Annotated in this window: 15 protein-coding genes; all 15 read right to left on the minus strand. The window is 74.2% G+C overall.

The window, feature by feature from the left end:
• Positions 1-1353: DUF317 domain-containing protein (locus ACFU99_RS13940; protein WP_384390542.1), on the minus strand; the 1353-nt coding region annotated here is incomplete at its 3' end.
• The gene (locus ACFU99_RS13945; protein WP_384390545.1) at positions 1350-2525 is read right to left on the minus strand and encodes a DnaB-like helicase N-terminal domain-containing protein; all 1176 of its coding nucleotides are present in this window, start codon (positions 2523-2525) and stop codon (positions 1350-1352) included. The genes ACFU99_RS13945 and ACFU99_RS13940, both read right to left, overlap by 4 nt.
• A complete protein-coding gene (locus tag ACFU99_RS13950) occupies positions 2525-3796 on the minus strand; it encodes a DNA cytosine methyltransferase (protein ID WP_384390547.1) in 1272 nt (423 codons plus the stop codon). The genes ACFU99_RS13945 and ACFU99_RS13950 overlap by 1 nt, the downstream gene beginning before the upstream one ends.
• Positions 3793-4656, minus strand: a complete 864-nt coding sequence (locus tag ACFU99_RS13955; RefSeq protein WP_384390580.1) for a hypothetical protein — start codon at positions 4654-4656, stop codon at positions 3793-3795. The genes ACFU99_RS13950 and ACFU99_RS13955 overlap by 4 nt, the downstream gene beginning before the upstream one ends.
• A gap of 466 nt (positions 4657-5122) precedes the next feature.
• Positions 5123-5866, minus strand: coding sequence for a DUF317 domain-containing protein (locus ACFU99_RS13960; RefSeq protein WP_384390550.1), 744 nt, complete (start codon positions 5864-5866; stop codon positions 5123-5125).
• Between the two features lie 56 nt (positions 5867-5922).
• The gene (locus ACFU99_RS13965) at positions 5923-6516 is read right to left on the minus strand and encodes a hypothetical protein (RefSeq protein WP_384390553.1); all 594 of its coding nucleotides are present in this window, start codon (positions 6514-6516) and stop codon (positions 5923-5925) included.
• A gap of 124 nt (positions 6517-6640) precedes the next feature.
• On the minus strand, positions 6641-6967 hold the full coding sequence (locus ACFU99_RS13970; RefSeq protein ID WP_384390556.1) for an XF1762 family protein: 327 nt from the start codon (positions 6965-6967) through the stop codon (positions 6641-6643).
• A gap of 135 nt (positions 6968-7102) precedes the next feature.
• Positions 7103-8896 carry a type IV secretory system conjugative DNA transfer family protein gene (locus tag ACFU99_RS13975; protein ID WP_384390559.1) on the minus strand — a complete coding sequence of 598 codons (1794 nt, stop codon included), beginning with the start codon at positions 8894-8896 and terminating at the stop codon, positions 7103-7105.
• A 102-nt stretch (positions 8897-8998) separates the two neighbouring features.
• On the minus strand, positions 8999-9775 hold the full coding sequence (locus ACFU99_RS13980) for a DUF317 domain-containing protein (RefSeq protein ID WP_384390562.1): 777 nt from the start codon (positions 9773-9775) through the stop codon (positions 8999-9001).
• On the minus strand, positions 9753-10535 hold the full coding sequence (locus ACFU99_RS13985; protein WP_384390565.1) for a DUF317 domain-containing protein: 783 nt from the start codon (positions 10533-10535) through the stop codon (positions 9753-9755). The genes ACFU99_RS13980 and ACFU99_RS13985 overlap by 23 nt, the downstream gene beginning before the upstream one ends.
• Positions 10532-10846 carry a hypothetical protein gene (locus ACFU99_RS13990; protein WP_384390566.1) on the minus strand — a complete coding sequence of 105 codons (315 nt, stop codon included), beginning with the start codon at positions 10844-10846 and terminating at the stop codon, positions 10532-10534. The genes ACFU99_RS13985 and ACFU99_RS13990 overlap by 4 nt, the downstream gene beginning before the upstream one ends.
• A 280-nt stretch (positions 10847-11126) precedes the next feature.
• Entirely contained in the window at positions 11127-11942 is an 816-nt protein-coding gene (locus ACFU99_RS13995; protein ID WP_384390569.1) for a DUF317 domain-containing protein, read from the minus strand.
• Complete coding sequence (locus ACFU99_RS14000; protein ID WP_384390571.1) at positions 11939-12061, minus strand: hypothetical protein; 123 nt, start codon at positions 12059-12061, stop codon at positions 11939-11941. Before ACFU99_RS14000 ends, ACFU99_RS13995 begins: the two co-directional genes overlap by 4 nt.
• A gap of 29 nt (positions 12062-12090) precedes the next feature.
• Positions 12091-12897, minus strand: a complete 807-nt coding sequence (locus ACFU99_RS14005; RefSeq protein ID WP_384390574.1) for a DUF317 domain-containing protein — start codon at positions 12895-12897, stop codon at positions 12091-12093.
• Positions 12894-13277 (minus strand): hypothetical protein, encoded by a 384-nt coding sequence (locus tag ACFU99_RS14010; RefSeq protein ID WP_384390577.1) that lies wholly within the window; start codon positions 13275-13277, stop codon positions 12894-12896. The genes ACFU99_RS14005 and ACFU99_RS14010 overlap by 4 nt, the downstream gene beginning before the upstream one ends.
• Positions 13278-13541: the final 264 nt, after the last annotated feature.

Consider the following 13541-nt stretch of genomic DNA (forward strand, 5'->3'; position numbering starts at 1 on the left):
GCGGGAGCGGCGGGCCGCGGGAACGGTCTTGGCCCCAGGGGTGGTCGGGGGCGGGGTGGCGCGGTTCTTGCTGCGGTCGCGCGCTGGGGCGTGTGTGTGGCGGGTGCCGGTTGCGTGGGCGAGGGTGTAGGTGAGGTCGGACAGCAGGGCGCTGGGGGTGTAGGGGGATGCGGTGAGGGTCCAGGTGGCGTGGTCGGGGCTGGGGCCGGCCCACAGGGTCCAGGCGGCGAGATGGTGGTTCGGGTGCTGGGCGGTGAAGGCGTCGAACCGGACGCCCGCATCCCCGGTGGGGGAGGTCCAGCGGATGTAGCGCCCGTCTGCGGTGAGTTTCCAGTCGGCGTCGGTGAGGGGCTGGGTGGCGGCGGTGACGGTCTTCTCCTGGACGGGGGAGCCGAGGGCGGTGTCCCAGGTGTCGTGGGTGGCGAAGTGGTTCAGGAGTTCCCGCAGGAGGGGGGCGGGGGTGGTGCCGGTCGCGGTGAGGGCCCACATGCGCTCCGAGACGGGGGTCTCGTAGGCGGCCACAGTCCACGCCCTCTCGTGGGCGGGGGCTTCGTGGTCGCGTTCGATGCGCAGGGTCTGGGATTCGTGGATGGCGTGGGTGGTCTCGTCCGACCAGGTCCGCCACTTCTGCCACTCGCCGTTGGCGTCGAGGAAGGTGTCCAGGAGGGCGTTGTGGTCGCCCGGGTCGGCGGCGTGGACGGGAACGGTCTCCGGCTCCGGGGCAGGGGGCGGGGCGGTGAGTGAGGTGCGGGCCTGGGCGGTGGCGCGCTCGGTGTCGGTCAGCGGGGCGGGGCCGGGGCGCAGGGTGTCGCCGTGGTGCTTTTCGAAGTCGGCCAGGGCCTGGGCGGGGGAGGTGAAGGTGTCGGCGATCTGGCGCAGGTGGTTCTCGCCGTGGAGGTAGACGCTCTTGCCGCTGTCGAGGTAGGTGCCGACGGCGACGGTGGTGTGGCCGTCGTGGGCGTGGGCGTGGATGAGCAGGTTTCCGTGGCGGATGTCGTCGTGGATCTTCTGGGCCGCGGTGGAGACTTCCCGGATCTCGGTGCGGGTGCACCAGGGCATCGGGTACTCGGCCCACGTCCATTCCTCGTCGATCGCCTCCTGGAGGCGGGGGGTGATCTCGACGGTGATGCCGTCGGCGGCCAGGTGCCGGGCGGCGTCCTGGGCCCAGTGGGGCTCCTCGTGGTCGATGCGGGCCAGGACCAGGGTGTTCTCGGCTACGACGTGCCAGCCGGCGGCCTGCAGACCTACGGCGGGGATGTGGGCCTGGGGGCCGGTGAGGGTGGCGGTCACGGCGCTTTGGTGCGCGGGGTGGAGGTCGAGGCGCACCTGCGCGTCGAGGGAAGGGGGTGTCACGTACGGTGCTCTCTTCTGGCGGCGGCCCGGGGCAGGGGGCCGGGCACCGGCGGGGCGGGATCGCGGGCGGCGGGGGGAGGCGTGGTCCGTGGCGGGCCGGCCCGCGGCGCCGCGGTCGCCCTGGTGCTCCGGGCGCGTGTGGGTCTGTTCGCCCGCTGGGGGGTGGTGGCGTGCTGCCATCGGGTGCGGGCGGCGGTCAGGTCGGCGAGGGCGCGGCGGCTGCCGGTGACGAGCTGGTACGGCGTGCTGGCCGGGTCGTCGGCGTATGCCTGGATGCGGTGACCGGTGTGGTGGGCGGTGGCGAGGAGGGAGCGCTGGAGGATGCGCTCGCCCCAGTGCTCCGGAGAACCGGCCGGCCCGCCGAGGATCTCCAGCAGTTCCCGCGGCTCGGGTCCGGTGTTCAGGAGGCCGCGGTGCTGGGCTTCCCACAGGACGGTCACGGGATCGACGGGGGCGGTGCCGCGGCCTGTCAGGGCGGTCAGGCACTGCCACAGCCCGGCGTGCAGCGGGTGCGTGAAGTCGCCCGGGGCCAGCCACCGCATCTCCTCGACGCTGCCCGGGTGCGCGGTCGTGGTCGCCAGCAGCAGCCGTTCCTCCTCGGCCGCCGCCTCCTCGCGGGCTGCGGCGCGCGGCGGTTCGGGGGTGCGGGGCAGGGAGCCGGCGTGCGGCGGGAACCGGGCGGCGAGGTCGTCCACCACGGCCGCGAGGGCATCGGCTTCGGCGAGCGCGGTGGCCACGGGCCGGGGGAGCGAGATATCCCGGGAGGTGTGGGCGAGTTTCTGGGCGGCGGCGCGCAGGCGGCGCCGGGCGTGCTCCGCCTCGACCATCCGCGCGTACGCGGGGGCGTGGTGGGGTGCGGGGCAGACCTGCACCAGGCGGTGCAGGTAGGCGGCGGACAACCCGCGCGCCTGGTCGGTGGCGGCGGTGAAGACCTGGGCGAGCCACGTCGGGTGCCGCGCGTGCTCGACGGGGTCGGGGGCGGGCAGGGAGCGGATCGCGGCGAACACGGCGCCGTGTGCGGTGGTGGAGAACGACTCGGCCACGACCCCGGTCACCTCGCCCCGGCGCTGCGGTTCGAGGAGGAGGGCACCGAGGAGGGCCTGCTCGGCGTGGAACACCGGCGGCCAGATGACATCGACGTCATCCTCGTCGGGGTTGGGCGTGCGGGGCATCAGGCGGCCAGGGTGAAGTCGTCGGGGTCGAGGGGGACTCCGAGGTGCGGGGCGAGGAGGTGGCCGGCGAGCAGCGGTGGCACGGCGTTGCCGATCTGACCGAAGACCTGGCCTTTGTTGCCGGCCCAGGGGTAGTCGGCGGGAAAGGTCTGCAGGATCCCGGCCTCGCGGGCGGTGATCCGGATCGGCTCCGGCACGCCCCCCTCCTCCGCCTCCTCCCCCTGGGCGGGGGACGGTTCGGCGATCCAGGTGCATTCGTTCGCGCGGTGCCCGAAGAACAGCGTCCCCGCCGGCTCGGACAGTGGACGGATGGTGGCGTTGGCCTGGCTGTTGCTCCGCAGCGACCAGGACCAGCGGTGCGCCTCGGCGGTGAAGGTGGGCGCGGGACGGTCGGCGGCCCGGTTCTCGCGGGTGCCGTGGCGGGCCGCCCACCCGGTTCCTTCCCGGCGGGACTGCAGCACGACCCCGTCGGGTCTGGGCGTCCAGGTGCCGTGGGCACGGGCGGCGGCGAGGGTTTTGCGGGAACCGGAGGGGAACGGTTCGGGGCCGCCGCCGGGCCCGCCGCCGGCGCAGACGGTGGGGACCGGGCGGTCGGTGGCGCCCCAGCCCAGTGCCTGGGCCATGCTGATCCAGCGGGCCCGGCCCGGACCGAACAGGCTCTCCGGCTCGGCGAGTTGGGCGTGCGTGGGGGTGGGCGGCTGGGCGGTACGGACGCGGGAGGCGAGGAGAATCGCCCGCCTGCGGGTCTGCGGCACCCCGTAGTCGGCCGCGTTCAAGATCCCGCACCATACGGAGAACCCCCAGCGACGGAGCACGGCCGCGTACTGCTTCCACAGCGGCAGCACGTCCGGCACCTCCTCCATGGCCACCCACTCCGGCTCGCCGGCCGCATGGAGGGCGTGGAGGTAGCGCATGGGCTCGGCGGCCAGCAGCGACCGCTCGTCCCGGCAGGCGGCCAGCAGTCGTTCGCGGGTGTCGCGGCCGGCGGCGAGATCCTCGACCGCCTGATGCACGAGCGGCTGGTCCACCAGCCCGAGACGCTTGCCGGCCGTACTCCACGCCTGACAGGGCGGGGAGGCGATCACCCCGCGGGTCCGGCCGGCCCAGGGCCACACCGGATACCGCGCCACATCCGTCCTCACGGTCAACTGCCCGGCGGCCGCCCGGGTCTTGCAGGCCCACTCGTCCCATTCCAGGCCGACATCCCGCACCCCCAGCACGCTCAGGGCTTGTCCCCAACCGCCCGGGCCCGCGAAGAGGTCCAGTATCAAGAGGCCAGTCCGAAGTCACCTTGCGCCGGTGCGTCCGCGTCTCCGCGGCACGCCCAGGGCGAGCAGCCGTCCGCCGCGCCGTGCTCCAGCTCGTCCGCGTCGAAGAGCGCATCGTGGCGGGCGGCGTGTTCGGCGGCGGTGATGTGGTCGATCGGCGCCTGGTCGAGTGGCACGCGCGAGCGGTGCAGAAATGCCTGCCCGAGCAGGGCGTTTCCGGTCGCGTTGGCGCGGGCGTTTCCTTTCCGGATCGCGGCGTCGAATTCCACGACGTCCTGCCACTCGGCAGGGCTCGTGTCGCGGATGCGCCGCCACTGCGCATTCCCGTGAAAGGGGCAGCCCAGGCAGGAGGATTTCGGGGTGTCGGCGAGGCCGAGCGAGGTCAGGTAGCGGATGCAGTCGTCGCGGGACCAGTCTATGTCGATGAGGGGGTGGACGTTGTGCATGTAGCGGACGTCGGCGTCCTTGGCGCGGTGGAACTCGTCCGTGGAGATGCCGACCCACTGCTCGACGAACACGCCCTTGGGGATGCGCTGCGGATGGGGGTATCCGAGGATTTCCCGGACCTTCTTTTTGATCGGTTTTATCTTGTATTCGCCGGTGCATTGGCGCCGGGTCATGCCTTGCTTTCCGTCCTTGTTCAAAATATAGAGAGGCATGGAGGCAAACCGGTGACCGGGGTCTAGGGCGTCTTTGCGAATATTCCCGGCGGTGACCCGCAGGACGGGTATTCCGGCGGGTTCGGCTATCTCCCTTTCGAGCCGGTCGAGGTGGTCGTATACGGCGCGGGGTTCCCAGCCGGTGTCGGCGAAGATCGCGTAATCGGCCTTCGGGAGAATCCCTTCGGCGGAGAGAGCGAGCAGCGTGCTGGACTGGACGCCGGCACCGAGGGAAAGAATGCGGAACTGGGGCAAGAGAGAAGGCTCCGGAGGGTGTGTGAAAGACGGGTGTGGCGGTCTGCGCCCGGGCCGACGGGGATGGGTGGGCGGGTTGGAGCCGCTGCGGGCGCGGGGCGATTGCCGGCCGGCCTCGGCGGCCGGCGGCGGTGAGCCGGTTGGCATCGCGAGCGCAGCGGGGCGGCGCGCTCCAGGAGGGCGCGGCAAGGACGGACTGCGGCTGCGGCGTCGCCTGCACCCACGGGCTCCTCGCTCACGTGCGGGAACAGCGACAACGCGGCGCCGTACCGGTGTGTGCCGCTCCGCGCCCCATGGTGCCGAAGGGGTCGCTGCCGATGCCGGGGAGGCCCCTGGCCGGGGCCGGACGTGCGGGCCGTGGGAGACCGTGCTGCACGCGGCGGGGCGCTTCTGCCGCCGGTGTGCGGGGCGCGGGTCAGCGGCGGCGGGCGGCGCGGGCGTGGGCGGCCTGCGCCGCGGCATGAGGGACTTGCGGGTTCACGCCGGTGGTGCGGGCGGGGGTGATCAGTGTGTCGCCGAAGTCGCGGGCGGTGTAGGGGATTTCGCGGTACTCCCGTTCCACCGGGGCGGTGGTGGTCAGGTGGGCGAAGAACTGGGCGACGACCCGGTGGGGGGTCTCGGTGGTGAAGGTGGCGCTCCAGTGGGTGTCGAATCCGTCGGCGAGGGAGTTCTCCACCCTCCAGGCCGTTTCGGCGCCGGGGGCGTGGCGCAGGGTGCAGTATCCGTCGGGCGAGGTGTAGGCGGTGCCGTCGGCGGAGGTCGTGGCCGTCCAGTGGTTGAGGGCGGCGGTCTCGGCGAGATCGGTGTCGGTGAGGGGGATGCGTTCGGCGTGGCGGTGGTCGCCGAGCAGTTGCGGCAGGCTCTGGGTGACGGCCGCGACCGCTTCGGCGGGAGTCTGGCGGGTGAACTCTGCTGTCCAGTGTGGCTCGTGGTTCCGGATGCTCCACCACGGCTTGTCGGGGGTGGTGGGGTCGAAATCGACGAAGAGGGAGCCGTCCGGGCTGTCGAGGCTGACGCGGCCGGTGTCCGGATTGTGGTCGGTGTGCCAGTCGAAGAGGTGGATGAGGGGGCCGATCGCGTCGTTGATCCGGCTCGGCCCGCCTCCGGCGAGATGGCGCGGGGATACCAGGACACGGTCGTGGCGGGCGAAGGCGGACAAAGGGGAGCTCCTGGGGTGTTCCCGGCGGGGTCGCCGCGCGCCGGGACGGTGGCGGGTCAGCGGGTGTGCCGGTGCGGTGGGCGCGGGGGAGCGGGCGGCTTGGGCGCGGGCGTCGGCCCGTGGCCGGGTGCGGGAGGGATCGCCTCGGGGGTGGGGAGGTTGAGATCGATCGCGCAGCCGTGGCCGAGGGACCACAGGTGGATATCCGCATTCAGGACGGCGGTGACGCGCTCCCGCTCGCCGGTGCCGGCGGGCAGGGCGTAGCCGGTGGGCGTGGGCTGGAAGCCGTGCAGTTCGAGCACCGATCGCGCGGCGTCCGTGGTGACGGTGGCCGCGGTGCGCCCGTCGGCGAAAGCGAAGTGCGCGGCGGCCTCCGCCTCCGGCTCCTGCCAGCGGGTGCTGGACCGGAGGTCGGCGACGTCCGTGGTGAGCGCGTACAGGAGGTGCAGTGCCACCTCGGCGTGGTCCCCCACCTCCGGCGAAGGGGCGGGTGGCAGCAGGTGCAGGGCGCGGCCGTGGTGCTCGCGGGTGGTGAAGCCGCCGCTGGTCAGGATGGTGTGGGCGGTGCGGAGGGGGGAGTTGACGACGGTGAAGGTGTGCCCGTCGTCGGTGGTGCCGATGAAGACGGCGTGGTGGTCGGTGATGGCCATGGGGGTTCCAGGAGTTGGCCGGGCGCAGGTCAGGCGGCGGCGGGGCCGCGTACCGGCCGCCGCACAGGCCCGGCTGCCGGACGGCGTGGGGAGCGGGGGGGGGAGGTATCCGTGCCGGTGTGCGTCAGGGGGCTTGCCACAGGGTGCGGGCGGTGTGGGCGGTGCCTCGGTCGGTGCGGGGGCGGGAGGGGGTGTGCCGGCCGGGGCGTGGGGGACGGTGGGCCAGGATGCGCCAGCCCGCGCTGCGCAGGGAGGCGCCGCTCTCGCCGGCCTGTGTGTAGGTGATCAGCCGTCGGTAGCCGAGGGCGCGGGCCGCACGCCATGCGGTCCCGTAGAGGAGGGAGTTGGTGTTGCGGGTGCCGTCGCTGGCGGTGCGGGTGACTTCGAGGGTGGCGCCGTCGTCGAGGTGGCGGGCGACGGGTCGGCCGACGATGGCCACCGCCCGCAGCACCCCCGTGTCGTCGGCGGCGCCGACGGCGAAGATCTGTCCTGCGGGCGGCGGGCGGCGGGTGGTGCCGGTGCCAGGTGTGGACGAAGGGTTTCGCCTCGCGGGAGCGGACCGGCACCACGTGCAGCCGCGGCCCGCTCATGCGGCTTCGCCGAAGTCGGACGGGTTGGGGGTGTGTTTGGCGATGGCGTGGGCGGTGATGGCCTGTGAGGCGCGGGTGGAGGCGGCGGAGAGTTCGTCGGCGCCGGGTTCGGCGTACCAGGGGCGCAGGTCGAGGAGGGCGGCGCGCAGGCCGGTGGCGAAGCACAGGGCGGTGCCCTTGGCCAGGGCGCGGATCGCGTCGGCGGGCAGGATCCGTTCCTGCCGGGTGGAGACGGAGGTGGAGGTGCCGGATTCGGAGTGCGAGGTGGAGGTGGTCTCCACGTCGTGGTCGCCGATGAGGCGGCTGAGCTTGTCGGCGAAATCGGGGTCGTCGATTCCGGATCCGATGACCTTGACGGTGGAGGCGGACCACAGGGCGTCCATGCCGGCGTCGCCCCAGACCTTCTGGCCCTGGCGGTAGGACTGCAGGATCGTGATGGGGATGATGCCGCGCGACCCCAAGTGACTGTAGAGGTCGGGGAGGTCGCTGATTTTGCAGACGTTGGCGGCTTCGTCGAGGATCGCCAGGGCGGGCGGGTCGAGGCGGCCACCGGAACGTTCGGCCTGGGCGGTCGCGGCCCGCATCACGGCGTCCGCGCAGGCGGCGATGAGTGCCGAGGCGCCGCCGCCTCCGTCTTTGGAGAGCAGGTACAGCGTGTCCGTGCTGGTGACGAAGTCGGCCGGTTTGAACTCTGCAACGTCGTGCTGCGGGGTGACCCAGGCGGCGATCTCGGCGTTGAGGAGGGCGGCGGCGTACTGGCGGGCCGTCTCGAAGATGCCGTCGCGGGTTTCGGGCGGCCCTTCGACGGTGCCTTTGAGCTGGGCGGCGACGGCGGCGAAACCGTGGTCGCGGAGGACGTCGAGGGGGGTGCGGTCGGCGGGGAAGGCGAGCCAGCCCATGATGTCGGTGACCGGCCGCTCGTCCAGGGCGGCGGCGAGCAGGAGCTGGGAGAGGATGTTGCTGCCGGCCTTGGACCAGAAGTCGCCCTGCGCGCTGGCGTCGACGGAGGCGGCGAGGAAGTGGCCGGCCAGCCGGTTGGCGCCGTCCAGGGTCTTCGCGCCGGCGAGGGGGTTCCACCACATGGTCCGCTGGGCGTGGGCGATCTGCTGGGGGTCCATCGACCAGGTCCGCCCCGTCCGGCCGCGGGCCTCCAGGGTGGCGGTGTAGGCGTCACCGGCGGCTTTGTTGCTGGTGAGCAGGACGGGGCCGGGGGCGTTGAGGATGGCGGGGATGGCCAGGCTGGTGGTCTTGCCGGAGCGCGGGGCCATGATGGCGACGGCCACGTCCTCGTAGCCCATGCGGACCTCGTGCCGCGTGCCCTGCAGGTTGCCGAGCAGGACCCCGGTGTCCTTCGCGTCGAGGCGCTTGGCGCTCTTCAGGCTCGGGCGCAGCGAGCGGGCCTTGGCCTCGATGGCCTTGGCCAGCAGCGGCTCGATGTCCCGCGCCTTGGCCATCGAGGTGACCTTCTTCGTCCCGCCACTGCGGTTCTTGTGCCGCGCGTACAGGACGCCCGCGGCGGCGCCCAGGGCGAGGAGGACGGCGGCGGGGATGAGGCGGGCGCCGATGAGCAGGGACGTTTCGTCGGTGTGGGGCCAGAGGCGGTCGGGGTGGAACAGGGCCGCGGTCGGCTCGTACGGCGCCCAGGGATGGCTGGTGAGGCGGGCGGTGAGGTTGCCGGAGAGCCAGGCGGCGTTGGCCAGCGGGACGGCGACGGCGAGGAGCCCGAGCAGGATGCGGAAGGCCAGGTCGTAGCCGTTGTTGGAGGAAGGGGAGGGGGAGGAGTTGGGCAAGAAGCGGGTTCCAGGAAGGGGCGGTGTGCGGGGAGGTGGGAACGGGCCGGCCGACGAGGGCCGGGCCCGGCCGTGTCCCGCCGGCCGGGGAGGGGCGGCCGGTCAGCGGGGGCGGGGCGGCGGCCTGCGCTGGGCGCTGGGCTGGGGCGGTGGTGGGCTTGGCGCTGTCGAGCCGGTGTGCTGGAGGGCGGCGATGCGCGCGGCGAGCCGCTCGTCGGCGCCGTGGGGCCGGGGCCCGGTCCGGGTGGTGCTGGTGTGTGCGCGGCAGCGGGCGGGGACGTCGGCCGCGGCGCGGGGCAGGGGAGCCGCGTCGGCCAGGGCGTGGGCGAAGGCGGCGACGAAGACGGGCGGGGTGGCGCTGTCGAAGACCGCCTCCCACACCCGGCCTTGGGGCGAGTCCTCGAGGGCCGCGGAGGCGCACCAGAAGCCGGTGGCGGCGTCGCCCGTGTAGCCCAGGCGCGCGTAGCCGTCGGGCGAGCGTTGCCCCTGGAAGGATCCGTCCTCGACGGGCGGCCAGAGTGCCCGGCGCAGCGGCGCGAAGGGGAGGTCATCGCCGGCTGGGGCGGTGAGGGCGTCGGTGACGGCGGCGATGATCTCCACGGGGGCGCGGGCGGTGAAGGTGGCGTTCCAGGCGGGTATGCCGGGGGCAGGGGCGTGGCGGATGCGCCAGCACGGTTCCTGCGAGCCGGACGCGAGATGGAGTGCGGCCCGGTGGCCGGGGGCGTGGAGTGTGATCCGGGAACGCAGCAGGTCGTGGGTCAGCCGCCAGCCGTACGCATGGTGCAGGGGCACGGTGATCCAGGCGGGATTCCCGCCCCCGGCGAGATAGCGCGGCGTGACCATGAGTTCGGGGTGGTCACCGTCGTCGGTCTGGGGCACCGCGGGGCCTTCCTCCGCGAGGCGGCAGCGCGGCGCGGCAGGCGGCTCGTCGGGCGGCGAGGGCGTGGACGCGTTCTTCCAGGGCGCCGGCGACCTGGACGGCGGGCACCTGCCGGGTCGTGCGGGTGATCAGGTGCGAGAGGCGGGCCGGGATGCTGAGCGGACCGCCGGGGCGCGGCAGGGGGCGCGGGTCGGCGAGCGCGGTGGTGAACTCGGTGATCAGGTGCGGGGGCGTGTTCTTGCCGAACCGGGCCTGCCATACGGGCCGGGAGCTGGCGAGCGCGACGGTGACGCACCACGGCCCGGCGCCTTCGCTGTCCGTCTGTTCGACCAGGGCGGTGCCGTCCGGGGAGCGGAGGCCGTCGGCAGCGGGGGTGGGGGTCCAGCGGGCGCGTTCGAGCGGTTCGTACGGGGCGAGGGTGGCCGGCGATGCGGCCGGGTCGGTGAGGGCGTCGGTGAAGGCGGCGATGAGCTCGACGGGGGTGCGGGCTCCGAAACTCGCATACCAGGCGGGCCGTTGGGGGGTGGCGGTGTGACGGAGGGTCCACCACTGGCCGTCCGCGGCGGGCTCCAGGCGCAGGAGGGCCTGCTGGTCGGGGCTGGCGAGGAGGACGCGCGGCAGCAGGGGGTCGTGGCCGTAGCTCCAGCCGCCGGCGCGGTGGAGGGGGACGGTGATCCAGGCGGGATCGCCGCCGCCGGCCAGATGGCGTGGGGCGATGAAGTCGACCTCGACCGTCTCGGGCGTCTCGGACAAACTCACCTGCGCACCGCCGCGGTTGGGCCGGGTGCGGGAGAGACGGCTGGAACCGGGGCCGGGGCCAGGGGTGAGGGGGCGTGCCGGGCCGCGGCGTTGATTTCCCCGAGGGCGGGGCCGTGGGTGGCCCAGTCGTCGAGGTAGCTCCAGGCTTCGGCGTGGTGCTCGGCGAGCGCGTCGTCGAAGGCGGGTGTGCCACACCGGGCGTCGGCGGGCAGCCCGTCGCGGGTGTGCAGCCACTGTTGGTGCAGGGCGTCGAGCTGGTCGAGCGCGGTGTGCAGGACGCCGAGCTGGTACGCCCAGCGGGGCTGGATCATCTGGGCGGGCAGGCCCTGGAGCTGGGTGTCGGCGGTGGCCAGCAGGGGGCGGGCGCCGGCGCGGAGGGTTTCGAAGGCTTCGGCGGTGGCGGCGTCGCGCCGGCTCTGGCGGAGCCCGTAGGCGTCCTCGTCGTGCGGCCATCCGTCGGGGTCGGTGTGCGCGTCGGAGTAGGCGTCCCAGGCGTCGAGGATCTCCCGGCTGTCGCGGACGAAGTCGTCGAGGCGCCGCAGGAGGGCGCGGTGGGCGGTGCGGTCGAAGGAAATGGCGGGTCCGATCGGTTCAGCGGCGCGTGGCCGGGCGGGCGGTGCCGGGGGCGGCTTGGGCCGGGGCGGGGTTCGGCGCGGGGCGGCGGGCGGCGCGGACCTGCGCGCGGAGGGCGGCGAGCCGGCCGGTGTGGGCGGCGATGACCTGCTCGGGCGTGAACGGGCTGGGCTTTTGCACGACGCCGTGGCTGGCGATGTGGTCGTACATGCCGCGCTGGAGCGGGCTGGTGCTGGCGAGCCCGGCGAGGAAGGCGCTGGTGAGGTGGGCGGGGAGGGGGTCGGGCAGCCAGGCGTGCCAGATCCGGGGCCCTCGGGGTGTGCCGTGGCCCGGCTCGCAGGTGTCGATGTGCCAGTACCCCGGGACGCGGTCCTGATCGGGCCGCTGTTCTACGTGGCACATGCCGTCGGGGGAGAGGGCCGTGGTCACGGTGTCCCGTGTCCATCCTGCTGCTTCCAGGATCTGGAATGGAGCGGGAGGTTTGGTGGGGGGCGGGGTGATGAGGGCGTCGGTGAGGCGGCCGAGGATCTCGGCGGGCACGAGTTCGCCGAACTCGGTGTACCAGCGCGGTTCGGTGTCGGTGGGCTCGGCCCGCAGCCGCCACCAGGCGGCGGTGGGCGACTGCGGGTCGAACTGGAGGGTGAGCCGCCGGTCCGGGCTGCGCAGCACGATCTCGGGGCTGAGGGTGTCCGAGGTGACGCTCCAGCCGGCGGTGGCGAGGGCGTGGGTGACGTGGCGGGCATCGCCCGGACCGGCGAGATGGCGGGGGCTGGTGTCGAAGGGAATCTGGTGGGCGTGCTTGGCGGCGAAGGCGGCGAGCTGCCGCTCGCTCACCGCCACCCGGCACACCCCAGGTCGGCGCGCTGGGCGCGGGCGGTGTCGTGCGGGTGTTCGGCGAGGCGGGGCGGGAGTTCGGCCGCGGTAGGGATGGTGTCCGGGATGAGCGGGGGCAACGCGGGTACCTCAAGTGGTCGGCGTCGGGTCAATGGCGGGCGCGGGCACCGCCCGTGGGCGCGTGGTGGCGGGCCGCTGTGGAGCGGGGGCGGGCGTTTCGGGGAGCGGTGCTGGCCCAGGTGGCGGCGCGGGCGGCGGTGATCCGGGCCTGCTGCCAGGCGCCCAGCTGGGAGGGCAGCACGGACACGGACGTGGTGCGGAGCCGTGCGCTGTGCGGGACGTGGCCGAGCGGGCGCATCACCGGCTCGGGGCTGGCGAGCGCGGCGGTGAAGGCTTCCACGAGGTGCAGCGGCGTACTGGGCGTGAACTGGGCCACCCAGCCGTTGCCTTGCCGGTCCTGCGCCCCGGACCACCACATCGCCCCGCCGCCGGCGGATGGGCGGTATTGCACCCAGGCGCTGCCGTCGGGGCTGGTCGCGGTGACATGTTCGGTCTCGGGCGGCCTGCGCCAGCGCTGCTCCCGCAGCGGCGCCCACACGTTGGGGGCGTGCGCGGCGCGGGGCTGGGTGAGGGCGTCGGTGAAACCGGCGACGATCTCCACCGGCGTCTGCGCACCCAGGTGCGCCCACCACGCATCCCGGCCGGGGGCGGCGGCGCCCTGGATCGTCCAGCCGCCGGGCATGCCGGCGGGCTGGTACTCGATGCGCACGGTGCGGTCCGGGCTCTGCAGCGCGAGGGGGCCGCCACGCTGGGTCTTGTCCCGCCAGCCGCAGGCGCGCAGGAAGGCGTGGACGTGCCGGACGTCGCCGCCGCCGGCCAGGGCGCGGGGCTCGACGAGGTAGTGCTGCTGCGCCTGCTCCCCGTGTCCCCAGCTCGGCCACTGCTTTTTGCTCACCGGTGCCGCCGGGCGGCGGGCGGTGCGGGGGCGGGCGGCTTCGTCGTCGTGGCGGCGGACGGTAGGCGGGCGTTGTGGAGTGCCTGCCGGTGGGGGTCCAGGTCCAGCGCGGTGTCGTCGCGTTCGTGGGCGGCCCGGCCGAGCGCGAGCCACACCTCGGCCGGCAGCGCCCCGCGCTCGGCCTGGGTCTTGGCGAACACGCTGCCGGCGGCCAGGAGATGGGTGAGGGCGCGGAGGACTCCGTCGTCGGCATCGAGGACGTGGGCGAGGACCTGGGCGGCTTCAGGGGCCGGCAGGTGGTCGAGGCGCTCGGCGAGCCGGCCGAGCCGGCGGCTGATCTCCTCGGCCTGCTGCACCGGGGATGGGGTGGGGTCGGACATGCTCCTCCGGGACGAGGCGGTCAGGGATAGGGATGGTGAGGTGCCTGGTGCGCTGTGCTTCGGCGAGGGTGGCCTCCGGGCGTGCGCCGGCCAGCGGGGAGGCGCGGTGGGGGCCGGTGGGGATGCAGGTGCGCAGGTAGTGGCGGAACAGGGCGGTGGCCAGGCGCGGCGTGCGGTGGTGGGTGATCGGTGGGGGCGTGCGGGCGGTTACGGGTACTCCGGTGGGCAGACGGTGCCGGTCGGGCGGCCCGGCGGGTGCCGGGC

Source organism: Streptomyces sp. NPDC057654 (assembly GCF_042800135.1).
In the GTDB taxonomy this organism is placed as follows: Bacteria; Actinomycetota; Actinomycetes; order Streptomycetales; family Streptomycetaceae; genus Streptomyces.

Excerpts from the sequence above, each read along its gene's own strand:
- ACFU99_RS13990 (WP_384390566.1), bottom strand. The coding sequence starts at position 10,846 with ATGATCCAGCCCCGCTGGGCGTACCAGCTCGGCGTCCTGCACACCGCG.
- ACFU99_RS13945 (WP_384390545.1), bottom strand. The coding sequence starts at position 2,525 with ATGCCCCGCACGCCCAACCCCGACGAGGATGACGTCGATGTCATCTGG.
- ACFU99_RS14010 (WP_384390577.1), bottom strand. The coding sequence starts at position 13,277 with ATGTCCGACCCCACCCCATCCCCGGTGCAGCAGGCCGAGGAGATCAGC.
- ACFU99_RS13965 (WP_384390553.1), bottom strand. The coding sequence starts at position 6,516 with ATGGCCATCACCGACCACCACGCCGTCTTCATCGGCACCACCGACGAC.